General features: G+C 40.0%; 16 protein-coding genes and 1 pseudogene. 4 read left to right on the top strand and 13 right to left on the bottom strand.

Features of this window, described 5'->3' with window-relative positions; genetic code table 11:
• Positions 1–128: 128 nt before the first annotated feature.
• The 3 genes from GJU41_RS07275 to yneA form a co-directional block, all read right to left on the bottom strand.
• The gene (locus tag GJU41_RS07275; RefSeq protein WP_070877344.1) at positions 129–359 is read right to left on the bottom strand and encodes a DUF896 domain-containing protein; all 231 of its coding nucleotides are present in this window, start codon (positions 357–359) and stop codon (positions 129–131) included.
• A gap of 63 nt (positions 360–422) precedes the next feature.
• On the bottom strand, positions 423–1073 hold the full coding sequence (locus GJU41_RS07270; RefSeq protein ID WP_070877533.1) for a YneB family resolvase-like protein: 651 nt from the start codon (positions 1071–1073) through the stop codon (positions 423–425).
• A 13-nt stretch (positions 1074–1086) separates the two neighbouring features.
• On the bottom strand, positions 1087–1401 hold the full coding sequence (gene yneA / locus GJU41_RS07265) for a cell division suppressor protein YneA (protein WP_070877343.1): 315 nt from the start codon (positions 1399–1401) through the stop codon (positions 1087–1089).
• A gap of 158 nt (positions 1402–1559) precedes the next feature.
• Here yneA and lexA point away from each other — a divergent pair, with 158 nt between their 5' ends.
• Both lexA and GJU41_RS07255 read left to right on the top strand, forming a co-directional pair.
• Positions 1560–2180, top strand: coding sequence for a transcriptional repressor LexA (lexA, locus tag GJU41_RS07260; protein WP_070877342.1), 621 nt, complete (start codon positions 1560–1562; stop codon positions 2178–2180).
• A gap of 97 nt (positions 2181–2277) precedes the next feature.
• Positions 2278–3735, top strand: a complete 1458-nt coding sequence (locus GJU41_RS07255; RefSeq protein WP_070877341.1) for a magnesium transporter CorA family protein — start codon at positions 2278–2280, stop codon at positions 3733–3735.
• Positions 3736–3800: 65 nt separating this feature from the next.
• On the opposite strand, the gene glnA is transcribed toward GJU41_RS07255, so the two are convergent.
• The 4 genes from glnA to hflX all read right to left on the bottom strand — a co-directional run bounded on the left by glnA (position 3801) and on the right by hflX (position 8238).
• On the bottom strand, positions 3801–5135 hold the full coding sequence (gene glnA, locus GJU41_RS07250) for a type I glutamate--ammonia ligase (RefSeq protein ID WP_070877340.1): 1335 nt from the start codon (positions 5133–5135) through the stop codon (positions 3801–3803).
• A 66-nt stretch (positions 5136–5201) separates the two neighbouring features.
• Positions 5202–5606 (bottom strand): MerR family transcriptional regulator, encoded by a 405-nt coding sequence (locus GJU41_RS07245; RefSeq protein ID WP_070877339.1) that lies wholly within the window; start codon positions 5604–5606, stop codon positions 5202–5204.
• Between the two features lie 87 nt (positions 5607–5693).
• The gene (locus GJU41_RS07240; RefSeq protein ID WP_070877338.1) at positions 5694–6962 is read right to left on the bottom strand and encodes a methionine gamma-lyase family protein; all 1269 of its coding nucleotides are present in this window, start codon (positions 6960–6962) and stop codon (positions 5694–5696) included.
• Entirely contained in the window at positions 6955–8238 is a 1284-nt protein-coding gene (gene hflX / locus GJU41_RS07235) for a GTPase HflX (protein WP_154318213.1), read from the bottom strand. The genes GJU41_RS07240 and hflX overlap by 8 nt, the downstream gene beginning before the upstream one ends.
• Positions 8239–8419: 181 nt before the next feature.
• On the opposite strand from hflX, the gene GJU41_RS07230 reads away from it, so the two are divergent.
• On the top strand, positions 8420–9022 hold the full coding sequence (locus tag GJU41_RS07230; protein WP_070877337.1) for a trimeric intracellular cation channel family protein: 603 nt from the start codon (positions 8420–8422) through the stop codon (positions 9020–9022).
• A 119-nt stretch (positions 9023–9141) separates the two neighbouring features.
• Here the strand turns inward: GJU41_RS07230 and spoVK are convergent.
• The 4 genes and pseudogenes from spoVK to GJU41_RS07210 form a co-directional block, all read right to left on the bottom strand.
• Positions 9142–9960 (bottom strand): annotated as a pseudogene (gene spoVK, locus GJU41_RS07225) (stage V sporulation protein K); the annotation flags it as partial.
• A gap of 610 nt (positions 9961–10570) precedes the next feature.
• Positions 10571–10795: an RNA chaperone Hfq gene (hfq, locus tag GJU41_RS07220; protein ID WP_070877335.1), complete on the bottom strand. Its 225-nt coding sequence runs from the start codon at positions 10793–10795 to the stop codon at positions 10571–10573.
• 27 nt (positions 10796–10822) lie between these two features.
• Positions 10823–11773: a tRNA (adenosine(37)-N6)-dimethylallyltransferase MiaA gene (miaA, locus tag GJU41_RS07215; protein ID WP_070877334.1), complete on the bottom strand. Its 951-nt coding sequence runs from the start codon at positions 11771–11773 to the stop codon at positions 10823–10825.
• 112 nt (positions 11774–11885) lie between these two features.
• On the bottom strand, positions 11886–12263 hold the full coding sequence (locus GJU41_RS07210) for a YmaF family protein (RefSeq protein ID WP_070877333.1): 378 nt from the start codon (positions 12261–12263) through the stop codon (positions 11886–11888).
• Between the two features lie 176 nt (positions 12264–12439).
• Here GJU41_RS07210 and GJU41_RS07205 point away from each other — a divergent pair, with 176 nt between their 5' ends.
• Entirely contained in the window at positions 12440–12919 is a 480-nt protein-coding gene (locus tag GJU41_RS07205; protein WP_070877332.1) for an RIP metalloprotease, read from the top strand.
• Positions 12920–12954: 35 nt separating this feature from the next.
• Here GJU41_RS07205 and mutL read toward each other — a convergent pair whose 3' ends face one another.
• Entirely contained in the window at positions 12955–14796 is a 1842-nt protein-coding gene (mutL, locus tag GJU41_RS07200; RefSeq protein WP_070877331.1) for a DNA mismatch repair endonuclease MutL, read from the bottom strand.
• 16 nt (positions 14797–14812) lie between these two features.
• Positions 14813–17401 carry a DNA mismatch repair protein MutS gene (gene mutS, locus GJU41_RS07195; RefSeq protein WP_070877330.1) on the bottom strand — a complete coding sequence of 863 codons (2589 nt, stop codon included), beginning with the start codon at positions 17399–17401 and terminating at the stop codon, positions 14813–14815.
• Positions 17402–17511 lie beyond the last annotated feature (110 nt).

The raw sequence follows: 17511 nt of genomic DNA, 5'->3' as shown, positions 1-17511 counted from the left end.
TGTACACTCTTTATCATACAACCATTAAGCATGAAATGTAATAGTGCATTAAGATGTGTAAGAAACTATTCTAATGTATTATGTGCAAATTGAAAAGGAATACATCACAAATTGACGTATTCCTTTTGTTAATGAAGGTTTCGCTTCTTCTCGTCTTTTAATTTTTGAGGTGTGACATCCGTTCCATTCGGATCGAGGATTGTAACGCCTTTTAATGTATTTTTCATAGAGCCGCGAAACACCTGCAGGTATTCCTGTCTAAGGCTTTGCTGTTCCTTTAATTCTTCAGCTGATAAAGCGGCTGATTTAGCCTTTTTGGAAAGTTCATTAATTCTGGCCATTTTTTCTTTTGAAAGCATGTTGGTAACTCCTTTTTGTAGATTCACTATGCTATCGTACTAAAAACGACCTAAAAAGACAACTTATTGGTCTCCTGTCTGTTTCATATATTCCTGATATCTTCTATGTACTGTTGCTTTTGAAACATCGTGGCCGAAGCCTCTTAAAGTTGCGGCGATTTCGGCAAAGGTCAGTTTGTTTTGCTTTAATCGGACAATTTCTGAAACAGGGAGCTCTTTTTTGTCCTTGCCGGGGCTTTCCTTAATATTAGAAAGGTTTTTTTGAGGCTTAAAGCCATTTTTGACTGCCCGCTGCATGCCTCTTTTGATTTTCAGATTGTGAATCTTTCTTTGGTATTCTTCTACAATGCTCACAATTTCAAGCACCATGGAATCAGCCTCTGATAGCAGAAGCCTGCCGTTATGAGTAACTGAGTAGAGGGTTATTCCCTCTTTAAGCAGAAAATGAATGAGTGCAATTCTGGCATTTCCTCTTCCAAGCCTTGTTTCATCCTGGATCAGGACTGCATCCACCTGCTGATTTTTGATGCAGTCGAACAGTTCAAATATCCCGTCTCTTTCTATATCATAGCCGCTGGCCTGTTCTTCAATCACTTTTACAATATTCATGCTGTTCTGCTCAGAAAGCTTGATTAATTCTTCCTTCTGCCTTAAAAGAGATGTTTCCTGTTCTTCTTTCACTGTGCTGACTCTGCAATAGATGATGGCGTTCAGTGTTCTCACTTCCCTATTTCTTGCTTGCTATTTGATTTACCTCATAATAAGCTGTCTTTTCAATTGGTATAAAGACTTGTTCTCCAGGTTTAATGACTGCTGTTTCCATGCCGTTTTTTTCCTGAACCCACTCGACAAAATCTGTCTTAGACAGATTATGATGTTCTTTAAATTTGTCTGCAATGCTCCAGATGCTGTCCCCTTCAATAACTTCTATATTTACGTAGTGATCCATGCTGTCTTTTTCACCAGTATAAGATAAAGCAAAGACAGCGACAATAACGACGATAAAAAATGAGAGTAAATAAGAAAATGATTCTTTCAACATAATCCCCACCTCGAAATAGAATGTTTGTTCGCACTTTTGATATTTTTAGTATAATGCGAACAAACGTTTCTGTCAACGGATTTTTTCGAACTTATGTTTGTATGCGCAGGAAAAACATGCTATAATCAACATAAATTACAGGACGCGAGGTGCAAAAGATGACAAAATTATCAAAAAGACAGCAGGATATCTTAAACTTCATCAAATTAGAAGTTCAAAAAAAAGGTTATCCGCCTTCTGTACGCGAAATTGGCGAAGCTGTCGGCCTTGCTTCTAGTTCAACTGTACACGGTCACCTGGCAAGGCTTGAGAGCAAGGGCCTGATCAGACGCGATCCAACTAAGCCGAGAGCAATTGAAATTCTTGAAGAAGAGACTTCACATATTCCGAGAGCAAGCGTCATTAATGTTCCGATTATCGGTAAAGTTACAGCAGGTTCTCCTATCACAGCCATCGAAAACGTCGAGGAATATTTTCCGCTTCCTGATACATTTGCAGCGTCAGATGATCAAGTATTCATGCTCGAAATTATGGGAGACAGTATGATAGAAGCAGGAATTCTGGATGGGGATATGGTTATTGTCAAGCAGCAGAAGACGGCAAATAACGGTGATATCGTAGTTGCCATGACAGAAGATGATGAAGCAACTGTAAAACGATTCTTTAAAGAAAAAGACTTCATTCGCCTTCAGCCTGAAAATTCAACAATGGAACCTATTATTCTGCGAAATGTAACGATTCTCGGAAAAGTCATCGGGGTATACCGTAATATCCATTAAAAAATCTTTGCTGCTCAGCAAAGATTTTTTATTTTGGGTTTTATGAGGTTCTATAAGGGGAAGATAATAGTTGATAAAAATTTAGAAGAGGTAGCCTATGATATCCGAACATCAATATAATGAAATGATCGTTCAGCGAACGAATTCCCAATTCGTTTTTCCTTTTTCGTGGGCTAATGACTCCATTAAACCTTTGACTAAGGAGCTTGAAACAAACGGATTTGAATTTTTTTCAATTGATAATTGCAGCCAGCAAACTAAATATTACGGCGGGAGTATTGAGATCCCGCATAAACGCTTAAATCATTATTTCATGCCCTACATCGAACAAATATTATTTCCGGATAAATATAAAGAGAAAGCCATAAACCGCTATTCCAAACAGTTAAATTTGGATTGCAGACTAGAGACAGCCCGAAATCTAATTTCTGTGAAGGTTCTTTCGATTGATATTTATCTTTGTCCATTCTCCATCGGCATGGTTACGATTCGAACAGAACCATACAGCAGCGGTACAGATTTCACTTTAAGTGATGCACTTGATTTTATGGACCATTTCAGAGTTCTCGAACCAGCAATAACGAAGGAAAAAGGGACTGTGCTTTATTCAGGTGAAAATCGGTTTGATAGAATCCAGGATTTTATCTTTCAGGAACTTTGCCCTTATATTGTTCCCTTCATTGAAAAAAGCGAAAATGATCAATCGGCCTATTTGGGCAGTCTTCCATATTTTATTGATGAAAGGATGTTTGTATCAAGTTTTTTAATGACTGCCCCTGATGTACAAATAACAAACAATGATTTATTTCGAATCGGCCATATGAATGGATATAATCACAATAAACAACCATATATTTCTGCTAGTAATCAAAAGTATATTGAAAAATACGTAAGTGACCATGTTTATGACAGATGGTCCCCCGACAGTTTTCATATAATCAGCGACCATACATTTACGTGTATTAGCAGAGACAGCGAAAATGAAAAACTGATGGCTGAAGAGATGTACGGCCAGCTCTATTACAATATGATTCTGCATTTATTTTATAAAATTGTCCTTTTAAAGCTTTCTTACAGCTATTCACAGCTATATATTGACCAAAAACAAGATAAAATGGACAAGTTGATCAGATCTATCACAAATTTCACCGCGAAATATATTTTTTCTGAAATCAGCAGCCGTTCTGAAGGTCAGGAGCTTTCTGTCATGATGAAAGATCGCTTTAAAATTGAAATCCTTTACAAAGAGGTAAAAAACACGATGGACAGCCTTTATCAAAATCAGGAAAAGCTTGCAAGCAAACGTCATAATTCTCTATTGCTGATCTTAACCACCTATACCGTAATTTCTGGGATTTACGGAATGAATCTGGTGATTGAGGACTGGCGGGGAAAAATTAAGTGGAGCAAGCTTGCTGGATATTCTGTCTTTGAATATATTTCCCTCGTTGTAGCTTTATCTGGTATTGCGGTAGGAAGTGTGCTTGCGGGGCTTGCAATCATAAGGCTGCTTAAAGACTATCTTGATAAGCGAAAATCGGAAAACCTCGACTGAATTATTCCGAATTTTTGAGTGAATGAATAAAACCCCTCAGCAGATGCTGAGGGGTTTTAGCGGTATTAATATTGAGACATATACTGTTCTCTTTCCCAAGGGTGAACTTGAGTTCTGAACATATCCCATTCAATTTCTTTTGCTTCCATGAAGTGCTCGAACAAATGCTCTCCAAGTGCATTGATGATGACTTCGTCTGTTTTTAATAGGTCAAGAGCTTGAGCAAGTGTAGCAGGAAGATCAACGATTCCGTTCTCTACACGCTCTTCTTTTGTCATTACATAGATGTTGCGGTCAATCGGTTTTGGAGCGGCAAGCTTGTTTTTGATTCCGTCAAGACCTGCTGCAAGCAATACGGACATTGCTAAGTATGGGTTTGCAGAAGGGTCAACGCTTCGTACTTCTACACGAGTGCTAAGGCCGCGTGAAGCTGGAATACGAATTAACGGACTTCTGTTTTGTGCTGACCATGCAACGTAGCAAGGTGCCTCGTACCCTGGAACTAAACGCTTGTAAGAGTTAACTGTCGGGTTAGTAACAGCCGTAAAGTTCGGTGCATGCTTAATGATGCCGGCAATGAAATGTTTAGCTGTTTCGCTTAATTCAAGGTCGCTGTTTTTGTCATAAAAAGCATTTACGCCGTCAGTGAACAATGATAAGTTCATGTGCATTCCAGATCCGTTTACACCAAACAATGGTTTTGGCATGAATGTAGCATGCAGACCGTGTTTGCGGGCAATTGTTTTAACAACAAGTTTAAACGTTTGGATGTCATCACAAGCTCTTACTGCACCAGCATATTTGAAATCAATTTCATGCTGTCCAGGAGCTACCTCATGGTGAGATGCTTCGATTTCAAAGCCCATCTCTTCAAGTTCAAGCACGATGTCGCGTCGGCAATTTTCGCCAAGGTCAGTAGGAGCTAAGTCAAAATAGCCGCCATGATCATTTAATTCAAGAGTAGGTTCGCCTTTTTCATCAAGTTTGAATAAGAAGAATTCAGGCTCTGGTCCAAGATTGAAATCCGTGAATCCAAGGTCTTCCATTTCTTTCAGCATACGTCTTAAATTGTTACGAGGGTCTCCGTCAAATGGAGTTCCATCCGGGCTGTAAATATCACAGATAAAACGAGCTACTTTTCCTTTTTCAGAAGTCCATGGGAAGATAACGAATGTATCGATATCAGGGAAAAGATACATATCAGACTCCTCAATGCGGACGAAGCCTTCGATTGAAGATCCATCAAACATACATTTGTTGTCTAAAGCTTTTTCAAGCTGACTTACCGGGATCTCAACATTTTTAATTGTTCCCAGGATGTCCGTAAACTGCAAACGGATATATTTTACGTTTTCTTCTTGTACTAATCGTACAATATCTTCTCTCGTATACTTTGCCATTTTGAAAAATCCTCTCCTAACAATACCAAGATATATTTATTTTAATTTAAGTGAAGCTTACGTTCATCAGTGAAAAAATCTCGACATATCACCCTGTCTGAGAGATGATCTTTGAAAACGCCCTGCTTGCATAAGCTCAGCTTTCAGCAATTTTCGCAGTTCAGCATCAGAAAGATCCGGTTTTTCCACTTTCTTAGGTTGTTCATCATTCGGCAATTCAAATCGTTCTTCTTTTTTAGAGAAGATTTGCTTTATGCCTGCCATATTGACGCCTTGTTCAATAAGACTTCTGATTTCAAGTAGTGTGTCTACATCATTAAATGAAAATAATCGTCTGTTTCCTTCTGTTCTTGCAGGAAAAATCAGGCCATTTTCTTCATAATATCGGATTTGTCTGGCAGAGAGATCTGTCAGCTGCATGACAATTCCGATCGGGAATAAGGGCATCGTGCGTCGTATTGTATCACCCATTGTATTCCCTCCTTTTCTTAACTTATTCTTATTATATTCCATGTCATATAATGTGTCAACAACATGTTAGGAAAAATGACATTGAATTTATATATGGAGTAGTTCTTTTTGCAGTAGATGGTCTATAGCTGAACATATGGCAATTTTCACATGGGAATAAGTTAATCCTCCCTGCACATAGGCTGTAAATGGCGCCCGCAGCGGTCCGTCTGCTGATAGTTCAATGCTTGCACCCTGAATAAATGTACCTGCAGCCATTATGACGTCATTCTCATAGCCCGGCATATAACTTGGGTATGGCGTGACATGTGAGTTAATTGGAGATGCGTACTGAATGGCCTGACAAAAAGCAACCATTAAATCCGCCTGATTAAATTGAACAGATTGAATTAGATCAGTCCTGGCAGCATCCCAGGAAGGATTTGTATTGAGCCCTGCCATTTCAAGGATTGCCGCAGTAAATACTGCCCCTTTAAGAGCTTGAGCGACTACATGAGGCGCGAGGAAGAAGCCTTGATACATTTCCTGAAGACTATATAATGAAGCACCCGCTTCTGCTCCGATGCCCGGTGATGTCATTCTGTATGAGCATGCCTCAATTAAATCCGTTCTTCCTACTAAATATCCTCCTGTCTTAGCGAGTCCGCCGCCGGGATTTTTAATTAAAGAACCCGCCATTAAGTCCGCACCTGCATGACATGGTTCAAGCTCCTCCACAAATTCCCCGTAGCAATTATCAACGAAAACAACAATATCTTTCTTAATTGATTTGACAAAATCAATCATTTCTTTAATTTCAGCAATTGTGTATGACGGCCTAGTTGCATAACCTTTTGAACGCTGAATCCCGATCATTTTTGTTTTGTCTGTTATTGATGCTCTGACTGCTTCGAAATCAACGCTTCCGTCGGCTTTTAGATCCACTGCCTTATAGCCAATTTTAAATTCACTGAGCGAACCGACTCCGCTCCCGCGAATTCCAACAATCTCTTCAAGGGTATCATATGGTTTTCCAGTTATGTAAAGGAGCTCATCAAATGGACGAAGAACTCCAAACAAGGCGATTGAGATTGCATGTGTGCCAGAAATAATTTGAGGACGCACAAGCCCCGCTTCTCCCCCAAAAACATCAGCGTATATTTTTTCAAGAGTGTCCCGTCCGTGATCATCATACCCGTAGCCTGTTGAAGGAATAAAGTGCGAATCACTGACTCTGTGATCTCTGTAGCTTTTTAGAACACGATATTGATTGATCTCCATTCTTTCGTCGATTTCTTTATGAACCTGAGCGATTTTTTCTTCTGCCTGTTTAGATAGCTGTGATATTTTCTCACCAAATTTTAGTTGTTTAAACATTGCTGCTGCCCTTTCTATTGTACATCTGTATATGCCCGGCAACTGAGTGTGTGGGCAAATAATGTCCTTGTATTTCGTAGTGATTTGTTTCTTCATTAAATATGAAATGCCCGACCATCGTTTCAGTCTTTATAAGCGATAGCAGTCTGCCTTCACTTGCAGGAACTTCAATGATGAATGGCTCCATTTGTTCGACGGAAACAGATTGTATCTTCTTTTTAAGAAGGCTGATGTCACTCTCACTGAAAGCACTGATTTGTACATGTTCAGCTTTTGGAGATGGGACGAACTCAACTGACTGCTTATCTTTTTTATTGTATACAGTCAGAACCGGTATGGCTGAAACCTTCAATTCATCAAGCAGCTTGTATACCGTTTTTTCATGATTTTGATAGTCATCGTTTGAACTGTCAACGATATGCAGAATGAGATCTGCTTCCTTCACTTCTTCTAAAGTAGAACGGAATGCTGCTACTAACGTAGTCGGCAAATCCTGAATAAACCCAACGGTATCTGTAAGCAAGGCTTGATACCCCGAAGGCAGCGTCATTTTTCTTGTCATTGGATCTAATGTAGCAAACAGTAAATCCTCTTCAAATGTGCCTGCATCTGTAATTCTGTTAAAAAGAGTGGATTTGCCTGCATTAGTATAGCCTACGAGAGCGATTTGGAATGCTTGATTCTTCTTTCGTCTTTCGCGGTACCGATTGCGGTGGCTCACTATAGCAGAAAGCTGCAGCTTGATTTCATGTATCCTGCTTCTAATATGCCTTCTGTCTGTTTCAAGCTGAGTTTCACCTGGTCCTCTAGTACCGATTCCTCCGCCTTGGCGGGATAGATTTATACCTTGTCCGCTCAGTCTCGGCAATAAGTATTGAAGCTGCGCAAGTTCAACCTGCAGCTTGCCTTCTCTAGATTTGGCCCGAGTCGCAAAAATATCAAGAATTAATTGCGTCCGGTCGATTATCTTTATATCAAGTGCAGCCGTCAAATTACGCTGCTGGCTTGGGGAAAGCTCATCGTTAAAAATAATTAAATCCGGTTCAAGTTCTTCTGATAGAGCAATCAGCTCCTCAACTTTGCCTTTTCCTATGTATGTAGCCGGATGTATTCTTTCTCTCTTTTGAGACAGCTGAATCATCACTTCACCATTTGCTGTTTTCGTTAATGAAGCAAGCTCGCTCATCGTATAATGAAAGGCCTCGTCATCTAATTTAGGAAGCTGACAGCCAACCAGAATGACTTTTTCGATTTCAGAATATATGTTCTCTTTCAAACGTGTATCATCCTTTTCAGCAATAATTTTGCCTTACCATCATAACAAAAAAAACAGAAATTCACTAATTGTTTCCTATATAGAAAGGTTTATGAAAGAAAATGGTTGCATTTCTCCATAACGCCATATAAAATCAAGACGGTTACATCTAGAGGGCGTATTAGCAAAGGGGATTCAGGCTATGACATGGGAAGTATTAAGCATCATTGGAACGATTGCATTTGCTGTCAGCGGAGCGATTGTTGCAATGGAAGAAGAATATGATATTTTAGGGGTATATATATTAGGAATTGTTACCGCGTTTGGAGGCGGTGCAATCAGAAATTTGCTGATCGGGGTTCCGGTATCTGCGCTTTGGGAACAGGGAATGCTTTTTCAAATTGCTTTGATTGCTATGACAACCGTTTTCTTATTTCCGAATAACTTACTTAAACACTGGCAGAAATGGGGAAATCTTACGGATGCCATTGGATTATCCGCATTTGCCATTCAAGGTGCCCTATATGCGACACAAATGAATCACCCTATAAGTGCAGTTGTTGTAGCCGCTGTCTTAACAGGCAGCGGAGGCGGAATTATCCGTGACCTTTTGGCAGGACGCAAACCGCTTGTGTTAAAATCAGAAATTTACGCAGTGTGGGCAATTCTTGCCGGTCTTGTCATCGGATTTGACCTTGCCGAGTCTGCCATACAACTATACACCTTATTTGTATTGCTTGTGGTTTGCAGAGTGCTCTCTTATACGAATAAATGGAGTCTGCCGAATAAATCTCTGCATCATTAAGAAAAGCAGCAATCCTTGGTCATATCCGTTCTCACAGTGGATCTGAGTGCGGGAGCTGGACATGGATTTTTTGAGAATAATTAAATCCTGTCACGATAATAAAGCCGCAGATTGCGGCTTTATTCTTTTATGACGAGATCCTGGCTTTTGATTGTCACCAGGTCATCCCGCTGATATTGATCTGCTGAAAGAAGTCTCATTGCCTGGGACCTGATTGATTTCTCAATGACATTTCGGACATATCTTCCGTTTGAAAACTTAGCAGGCGCCATGTTTGTTTTAATCATATTTAAATGATCACGAAGCTTCCACTCTGCTTCTTTGCTGAATGTGTATTCCCTTTCATTCATCATTCTTTTCGATATCTCCATCAGCTGTTCTACAGAATAATCCGGAAAATCCACGACAAGGGGAAATCTTGAATGAAGTCCTGGGTTAAGGGACAGAAAATGATCCATTTCTTTCGAATAGCCAGCTAAAATCAGGACAAATTCATGCTGCTTATCCTCCATATGCTTAACAAGCGTATCTATCGCTTCTTTGCCGAAATCCTTTTCTCCTCCGCGTGCAAGTGAATATGCTTCATCTATAAAAAGAATCCCGCCCAGCGATTTTTTTATCAGATCTCTTGTTTTTTGTGCTGTATGTCCAATGTATTCTCCGACTAAATCTGCCCTTTCAGCTTCAATCAAATGTCCTTTTGAGAGCACATTCATTTGAAAAAACAATTTGCCTATCAGCCTGGCAACTGTTGTTTTGCCTGTTCCGGGATTTCCTTTGAACATCATATGAAGGGATTGCTTTCCAGCCTTTAAGCCTTGTTCCTCACGCTTCTTGTTAATATAAATCCATGCATAAATTTCTTTTAGCATCCGTTTCATTTCATCCATGCCTACAAGAGTGTTTAATTCAGCTTCCATTTCATTAAGAATGACATGCTGAGGCTGTGTTTTCGGAATTTTTATTTCATAAGTTGATGTTTCGCTGATTTTCTCTTGATACGTCTTTTTTTGCCCATTCAAAATCACATTAATTTGACCATTGTTTTTAAATGTGACTGCTTGATCCAAAGATGTTCACCTCACATTCTTTTACTACTATACGTCGCACCGGGCAAAATCGTGACAAATGCCTATATAAAAATATGAAAATAATTTTACTAATTGAAAAAAATGTTGATACATGCGATGTTTTGTAGTATTATGCGCTTTCCCGAGAAATATTTCCGCTTTATTTGCTAATCCAATATAGATGTATTTGAATTTAAAATCAGGGCTGTTTTCGCATTGATTGTTGTTTTCGATGATAAATGTTGTCCGTTCCATTCCGCTGCAGAAAATTGCTTTCCCCGGTCCGGGTGGAAGCCTCCTCGGCGTTGCCTGCGGGGTCTCCCATTTCCCTCTATTTCCCGCAGGAGTCAAATTCCTGCAGCATAGATCCACTAATAGTTTTAAACATATCTAGTCTAAAGAGCAACAAAGTTTACGAAAAGTGCCAAAATCAAAAATAAAAGCAGCCTCCAATGTGCTGAAGACTGCTTTCATTTCTCTATTCTAATTCAAGTGATACATTTTTCTGAGGGGCAAAAGTTGAGATCGCATGCTTATAAATAAGCTGCTGCTTTCCTTCTGTTTCTAACAGAACCGTAAAGTTATCAAATCCTTTGACAAGCCCTCTTAATTGAAAGCCGTTTAACAGGAATACCGTTACAAAGGTACCGTCTCTACGGATATTATTTAATACTTGATCTTGAATATTTACTGTTGTTTTCATGTTTCGTCCTCCTCTTTTCTCTATGTGTTATGTATTCGCGCTTAAATTAAGCTTTCCTGCTATATATGTAAAAATTTCATTGAATCTCAGCTCCATATCCAGCGGCTGGCTCATATCAAACCATTTCACATCCATTTTATTGCGGAACCAGGTAAGCTGGCGTTTAGCATATCTTCTGGAATTTTGTTTAAGCTGCTCTTTTGCATCTTCAAGGGAAACAGCACCGTCAAAATAGGCATACAATTCTTTATAGCCTATCGCCTGAATGGATTGGCAATCCCTCAGCCCAAGATGATAGAGATTTTTCACTTCTTTAATCAGGCCCTGATCCATCATAAGGTCTACTCTTAAATTAATTCTTTCGTAGAGCTGTTCTCTTTCCATTGTAAGACCTACAACCACGACATCGTACAGCAGAACCTTCTCTTGTTCCGCAAGAAAATCTGTCATTGTTTTGCCTGTACAATGAAAAATCTCCAGCGCCCTGATAACACGCCTTACATTATTGGGATGAATTCTTCCGGCAGACACAGAATCGATTTCAGCGAGTTTATCATGTATCACTTCGTTGCCAAATTCAGCCGCTTCAGCTTCAAGCTGTTTCCTGAAAACTGGATCAGAGGCGATGTCAGTGAACTGATAGTCGTATATGACAGATTGTATATATAATCCAGTTCCGCCGACGATGATAGGCATTTTGTTCCTTGCGTGAATGTCTGAAATTAATGGACGGGCAATTTCCTGAAATTCAGCAGATGAAAAATCTTCTTCTGGATTTTTTATATCTATAAGATGATGCTGTATTCCGTCCATTTCATCCGGGCTTATTTTTGCAGTGCCTATATCAAGTCCGCGGTATACCTGCATGCTGTCACCGCTGATAATTTCGCCGTTAAGTTTTTTTGCGAGCTGTATACTCAAATTGGTTTTGCCAACAGCTGTCGGTCCAATAATTACGACCAGCTTCTCTTTCTTCAACTTGCAACCACTCTTTCATTCCTTATAGTCCGCTTTTCAACATCTTATCACTTTAAATCAGTGAATACCAGTTTATTATTTCCAGTTTTCTGTTCAGCCAAACGAATGATATTCAATAACCGATTGGCCCGCTAGTTCGGCCATTCAATAAATGCTGATGAACACGCTTCTGCTGCTCAGAATAGACAACACCGCCGAACTCGACAGGCTCCGCTTCTGTATAGTTCCTGTACGTTTTCCCGGAAAATAAGTGATAGTGGGTTCCATCCAGCATTGGAATAGGAGGCCCTGTTTTTACGTAAAAACGGTGATAATGCTGATTATCAAACGTTGTTAATCCTTCAACATAATGAAAATGCTTATCATAAGAATTTCCGTTCAGAGGTTTTGAAAAACCAAGTACATAATGATAATGATTTTCTTTATATTCTGTGACTCCCTGATAAAAGTGAGCATGCGGAACAGGAAGCTGCTGCCGGTAACAGTCCATGAAAACACTCCTTTTCTCTTTATCATTCAGACTATGAAGGAATAAGGAATTAGGCGCATGAATCAGGAAAATAAATGCAGCAGTCTAGGAAATAAAGGTTAATTATAATTTTTCAGTTTTAATCCGAAATTTGAGGGAATTTAATCAGTAATTCATTTAGTAGGAGGGTCTGTTGCATGTTTCAGCTAGAGGATATGATCACATTTTTTTGGGCTTTCTTTTTCGTGCTTCCAATCGTAGCATTTATTCATCAGCTGGGACATTTTGTCTTCGTTTGGATGTTTGGAGGCAAAGCCGTTTTTATTCTAGGCAGAGGGAAACTTCTTTTCAGAATAGGAAAACTTGAAGTCAATCAATACTATTTTTTAGATTCCTTTTGTCAATACGACAGTTTGAAATGGGATAATCGCTACACACACGCATTTGTCTATGCCGGCGGGTCTCTGTTTAACCTATCAGCCATTTTGATTGTTAATACATTGATTCACACAGGTATGCTTGAACCGCATATATTTTTCTACCAGTTTGTTTATTTTTCCGTTTACTTTGTTTTCTTTTCGCTGCTTCCATTTAAATACTCAGAAAATCACTCATCTGACGGGCGGTCTATATATGATGTGATCAAGTATGGCAAAAGCTGCAGTCAGCTTGATTAGAAATAGATAAAAGGAAAGCCGGCGGGCTTTCCTTTTTACATGATGCGCTTAAACATCTTTTCCATTTCATACGTTGAATAATGAATAATAATCGGTCTTCCATGCGGACAAGTAAAAGGATCTGTTGTTTTTCTAAGCGTTTCGAGTAAAGCAAACATTTCATCATTGCGGAGATGATGATTGGCTTTAATTGCAGCCTTGCAGCTCATCATGATCGCAGCTTCTTCACGCAGCTTTTTAATATCCGCCTGTTTATGACTTAGCACTTCCTGAATGATTTCCTCAATTAACTCCCGCTCGTCTCCGCGCGGGAACCATTGCGGATGAGAGCGCACGATAAAACTATTTCCGCCAAATGGCTCAAGGAAGATTCCCACTTCAGCCAGTGCCTGCATTTTCTCGCCTATGATCAAAGCTTCATCTGCTGAATAGTGAATCGTAATCGGAACAAGGAGCTCTTGGACTTCCGTTGCAACTTGTCCTACTTTTTCTTTGAAGTATTCATAGTTGATTCTCTCCTGAGCCGCGTGCTGATCGATAATATATAAACCAGTCTCATTTTGGGCAAGAATATACGTTCCGTGCATTTGGCCTATCGGATATAGAACTGGAACTCTTGGTTCAGCCTCTGCAGCTTTCGGTTCTTCTTCATCATAATCAGCTGACTGTTCATCGTAAGTTTCAAGTTCCTCTTCGATAACTGGAAGACTTTGTTCTGTGATATCCTCTTCTGGTTCCGAAGCTTCATCCAGTTCAATCTCCTGCTTTTCCAAGACCTGCTGAACAGACGCAGCTGACATCGGCTTTTTTTCAGCATGACTGAACGTAAATGTCTGCTGTTCATCAAAACTTTTTTCTTTCCGCTTTGGCAAAACAGCTTCAGGAATCAGCTTTTGATGTGAGAATGCTTCTTTAATGCCTGCTGTAATCAGTTCATTCAATTCAGTCTCTTTGCTTAACCTGACTTCCATTTTGGCAGGATGAACGTTTACGTCGACTAAAATAGGATCCATGTTGATTTCCAGAAAGACAATTGGAAACCGGCCGATTGGAAGCAGCGTATGATAGCCTTGCTGAATGGCTTTTACAAGCGGATAGTTTTTTATAAATCTGCCATTTACGATTGTTGATATATAGTTTCGGGATGCTCTTGTGATTTCAGGCAGAGAAATATAGCCTTTCACTTCAAAATCAAGAGACTGTAAGTTAATGGGAATCATTTTCTTTGCGATTGCCAGCCCATAAATGCCCGCAATAACCTGACGCACATCACCGTTCCCGCTCGTATGCAGCATTTGCTTTCCATTATGAGTCAGCTTGAAAGAAATGGACGGGTTTGACAGGGCCAGACGGTTGACAACATCTGTAATGTTCCCAAGTTCGGTATGAACGGTTTTCACATATTTTAAACGGGCTGGTGTGTTGAAAAATAAATTCGTCACAGTAAGGTCGCTGCCTTTTCTGCTTGAAGCAGCCTCGTGGATCTCTACCTTTCCTCCTGAAAGAACCATTCTTGTCCCTGCACCAGACCCTGTGCTTGTTTTTAATTCAATATGGGAAACAGACGCGATACTCGGCAAAGCCTCTCCCCTGAATCCCAAAGTCCTGATCCGGAAAAGGTCGTTTTCGTCTTTGATTTTGCTCGTAGCATGTCTGTGAAAAGCGTTCAGACAATCCTCAGGCAAAATGCCGTCTCCATTATCAAGGATGCGGATCTTGCTTAAACCCGCTTCTTCTATGTGAATTTCAATGACGGTACTGCCGGCATCAATGCTATTTTCCGTTAATTCCTTTACAACAGAAGCCGGACGTTCGACAACTTCTCCGGCGGCTATCTTATTTGATAGTGAATCGTCAAGGCGAATAATTTTCCCCATGCTGTTCACCTCTTCATTATTTTAATTTTTTTTGGATTTGATAGAGTTCATTCATTGCATCAAGCGGCGTCATTTCAAGCAGGTTAATGGCCCGCAGCTGCTCAAGCACCAGCATGTCTTTTTTGGGAACCTGTCTGCTCTCTTTCTTTGCAGGCTGTTCATTAAAAAAGGAGAGCTGAGCTTCATCGCTTTTAAACGTTTCCGGCTTCTCAATAACAGATGCAGGGACTTTTACTGTCTGCTCGGCTTCAAGACTTTCTAAAATCTCTTTTGCTCTCTCAATCAGCTCAGCCGGCAGCTCTGCAAGCTCGGCAACATGAATTCCATAACTTTTATCTGCGGGACCTTCCTCGATTTTATGCAGAAACACAACCTTGCCGTTTTCTTCTATGGCCGATACATGAACATTCTGAAGCTGCGGCAATCCGTCAGCAAGGCTTGTCAGCTCATGATAATGCGTGGAGAACAGCGTTTTGGCACCGATATGATGGTGAATATGTTCAATAATGGCCTGAGCAAGCGCCATTCCATCATAAGTAGAAGTTCCCCGCCCAATTTCATCAAATAGAATTAAGCTATTATCTGTAGCATTGACAATGGCATTTTTTGCTTCTAGCATTTCAACCATAAAGGTACTCTGTCCTGATATTAAATCATCAGCAGCGCCTATTCTGGTGAAAATCTGATCAAAGATCGGCAGGACAGCTTCTGAAGCTGGAACAAAACACCCGATTTGAGCCAGAATAGATGTCAAAGCAACCTGTCTCATATACGTGCTCTTACCGGACATATTCGGCCCTGTAATCAAGAGCATTCCGCGTTCATTTGAGAAATAACAATCGTTTGGAACATATTCCTGAGAATTCATTACTTTTTCAACGACTGGATGTCTGCCGTTCTTAATGAACAGCTCTTGATCTGAAAAAGAAGGTTTGGAATAATGTCTTTTTTCACTGATGACAGCAAAGCACTGCAGCACATCGAGCTCACTTATGCACTTTGATAAGGATTGAAGTCTTGGAATAAATTCCTTTACTTGTTCCCGAAGCTTTACAAACAATTCATATTCAATATCTACCATTTTTTCTTCTGCTTCAAGAATGAGCGTTTCTTTTTCTTTAAGCTCAGGTGTTATGAATCTCTCAGCGTTTGTCAGTGTTTGCTTTCGTGTATATCTGCCTTCTTCAAGCAAGTGGACATTCGCTCTAGTCACTTCAATATAATAGCCGAATACTCTGTTGAACCCAATTTTCAGCGATTTAATGCCTGTACGCATCCGCTCTTGCTGTTCAAGCTCTGCTATCCATGATTTGCCGTTTCTGCTTGCATCCCTGAATTGATCGAGCTGTTCATGAAAGCCGTCTTTCATGATGTTGCCGTCTTTAATAGACAGCGGCGGATTCTCTACTAAAGCTGCATCAAGCAAGTCTGTCAGTTCTGTACAAGGATCAATTTTTTCTGCCATTTCATTTATTTGGTTATGCTTTACTGATGTTAGCACTTCTTTTATTGCAGGCACTTGCTGCAATGATTTCTTCAGCTGGATTAAGTCTCTAGCATTAACATTGCCGAATGCTACTCTCCCGGCGAGCCGTTCAAGATCATAGACTTCTTTTAGCCGTTCTCTGAGATCTTCGCGTTCAAAATAGTGATCAAGTAAAGATTGAACCATTTGAAGACGGCTTTCGATTTCATTTTTAGACAGCAAAGGCCGATCAATCCATTGCTTGAGCATTCTTGCCCCCATTGCTGTTTTTGTCTCATCAAGCAGCCAGAGCAGCGACCCTTTTTTGCCTTTAGAACGGATCGTTTCCGTAAGCTCCAAATTGCGCTTTGAATACAAATCAATTTTCATGAAATCCTGCAGCTGATAGACTTTTACTTTTTGCAGATGATCAAGGCTTCTCTTTTGCGTTTTCTGCAAATAGTTGTGAAGTCTTCCGAAGGTTTCTTTTAATCTCGCATCTTCAAGGTGGTTGATAATCGATTCAAATTTCTCTGTGCCAGAATCGATTTCAAACGAAACGGTCACTCTGGATCTTTCGGCGATTTTTTTTATATATGATTCTGAAAAATCAGGATGTACTACTAATTCCTTTGCACCCAGAGAATACATTTCATTAATAATGTCATCTATATGATTTAATAAGGTCACTTGGTTTTCACCGGTGGATAAATCTGTAACTGCGAAACCAAACTTAGAAGGAAATTCAGTTACAGAAGCTAAGTAGTTATTTTCCCGCTCCTGCAGACCTTTTCCGTTCATAACCGTTCCAGGTGTGATCAGCTGCACAACTTCGCGGCGGACAACACCCTTCGCCTGTTTTGGATCTTCTGTTTGTTCACATATGGCAACCTTGTAGCCTTTTTCAATTAATGATTCTATATATCCGGGAGCAGAGTGATAAGGTACTCCGCACATTGGAATACGTTCGGCTCCCCCGCCATCTCTGCTCGTTAATGTAATTTCAAGTTCAGCAGATGCTCTTTTGGCATCTTCAAAAAACATTTCATAAAAATCGCCTAAACGAAAAAATAAAAAGGCATCCTGATACTCTGCCTTTATTTTTAAATATTGCTGTATCATCGGCGTATATGTAGCCATTGTAATCCCCCATTGCATTTGCGTACGTTTCAAAACAAACTTTATTATAACATACATAGGTTTTTTTTTGCTTTGGCGAATCCCGGAAGGTTGTCCCAGAAATAGCATGT

Source organism: Metabacillus idriensis, assembly GCF_009674765.1.
GTDB lineage: Bacteria > Bacillota > Bacilli > Bacillales > Bacillaceae > Bacillus_P > Bacillus_P idriensis.
The sequence above is the reverse complement of the archived record's forward strand: the minus strand, read 5'-3'. Positions and strand labels throughout refer to the sequence as shown.

What these genes read in the sequence shown, in the direction of transcription:
- mutL (WP_070877331.1), bottom strand. Translation starts at nt 14,796, where the DNA reads ATGGGGAAAATTATTCGCCTTGACGATTCACTATCAAATAAGATAGCC.
- GJU41_RS07205 (WP_070877332.1), top strand. Translation starts at nt 12,440, where the DNA reads ATGTTTCAGCTAGAGGATATGATCACATTTTTTTGGGCTTTCTTTTTC.
- mutS (WP_070877330.1), bottom strand. Translation starts at nt 17,401, where the DNA reads ATGGCTACATATACGCCGATGATACAGCAATATTTAAAAATAAAGGCA.
- GJU41_RS07230 (WP_070877337.1), top strand. Translation starts at nt 8,420, where the DNA reads ATGACATGGGAAGTATTAAGCATCATTGGAACGATTGCATTTGCTGTC.
- GJU41_RS07255 (WP_070877341.1), top strand. Translation starts at nt 2,278, where the DNA reads ATGATATCCGAACATCAATATAATGAAATGATCGTTCAGCGAACGAAT.
- GJU41_RS07240 (WP_070877338.1), bottom strand. Translation starts at nt 6,962, where the DNA reads ATGTTTAAACAACTAAAATTTGGTGAGAAAATATCACAGCTATCTAAA.
- hfq (WP_070877335.1), bottom strand. Translation starts at nt 10,795, where the DNA reads ATGAAAACAACAGTAAATATTCAAGATCAAGTATTAAATAATATCCGT.
- GJU41_RS07245 (WP_070877339.1), bottom strand. Translation starts at nt 5,606, where the DNA reads ATGGGTGATACAATACGACGCACGATGCCCTTATTCCCGATCGGAATT.
- glnA (WP_070877340.1), bottom strand. Translation starts at nt 5,135, where the DNA reads ATGGCAAAGTATACGAGAGAAGATATTGTACGATTAGTACAAGAAGAA.
- yneA (WP_070877343.1), bottom strand. Translation starts at nt 1,401, where the DNA reads ATGTTGAAAGAATCATTTTCTTATTTACTCTCATTTTTTATCGTCGTT.
- GJU41_RS07210 (WP_070877333.1), bottom strand. Translation starts at nt 12,263, where the DNA reads ATGGACTGTTACCGGCAGCAGCTTCCTGTTCCGCATGCTCACTTTTAT.
- lexA (WP_070877342.1), top strand. Translation starts at nt 1,560, where the DNA reads ATGACAAAATTATCAAAAAGACAGCAGGATATCTTAAACTTCATCAAA.
- GJU41_RS07275 (WP_070877344.1), bottom strand. Translation starts at nt 359, where the DNA reads ATGCTTTCAAAAGAAAAAATGGCCAGAATTAATGAACTTTCCAAAAAG.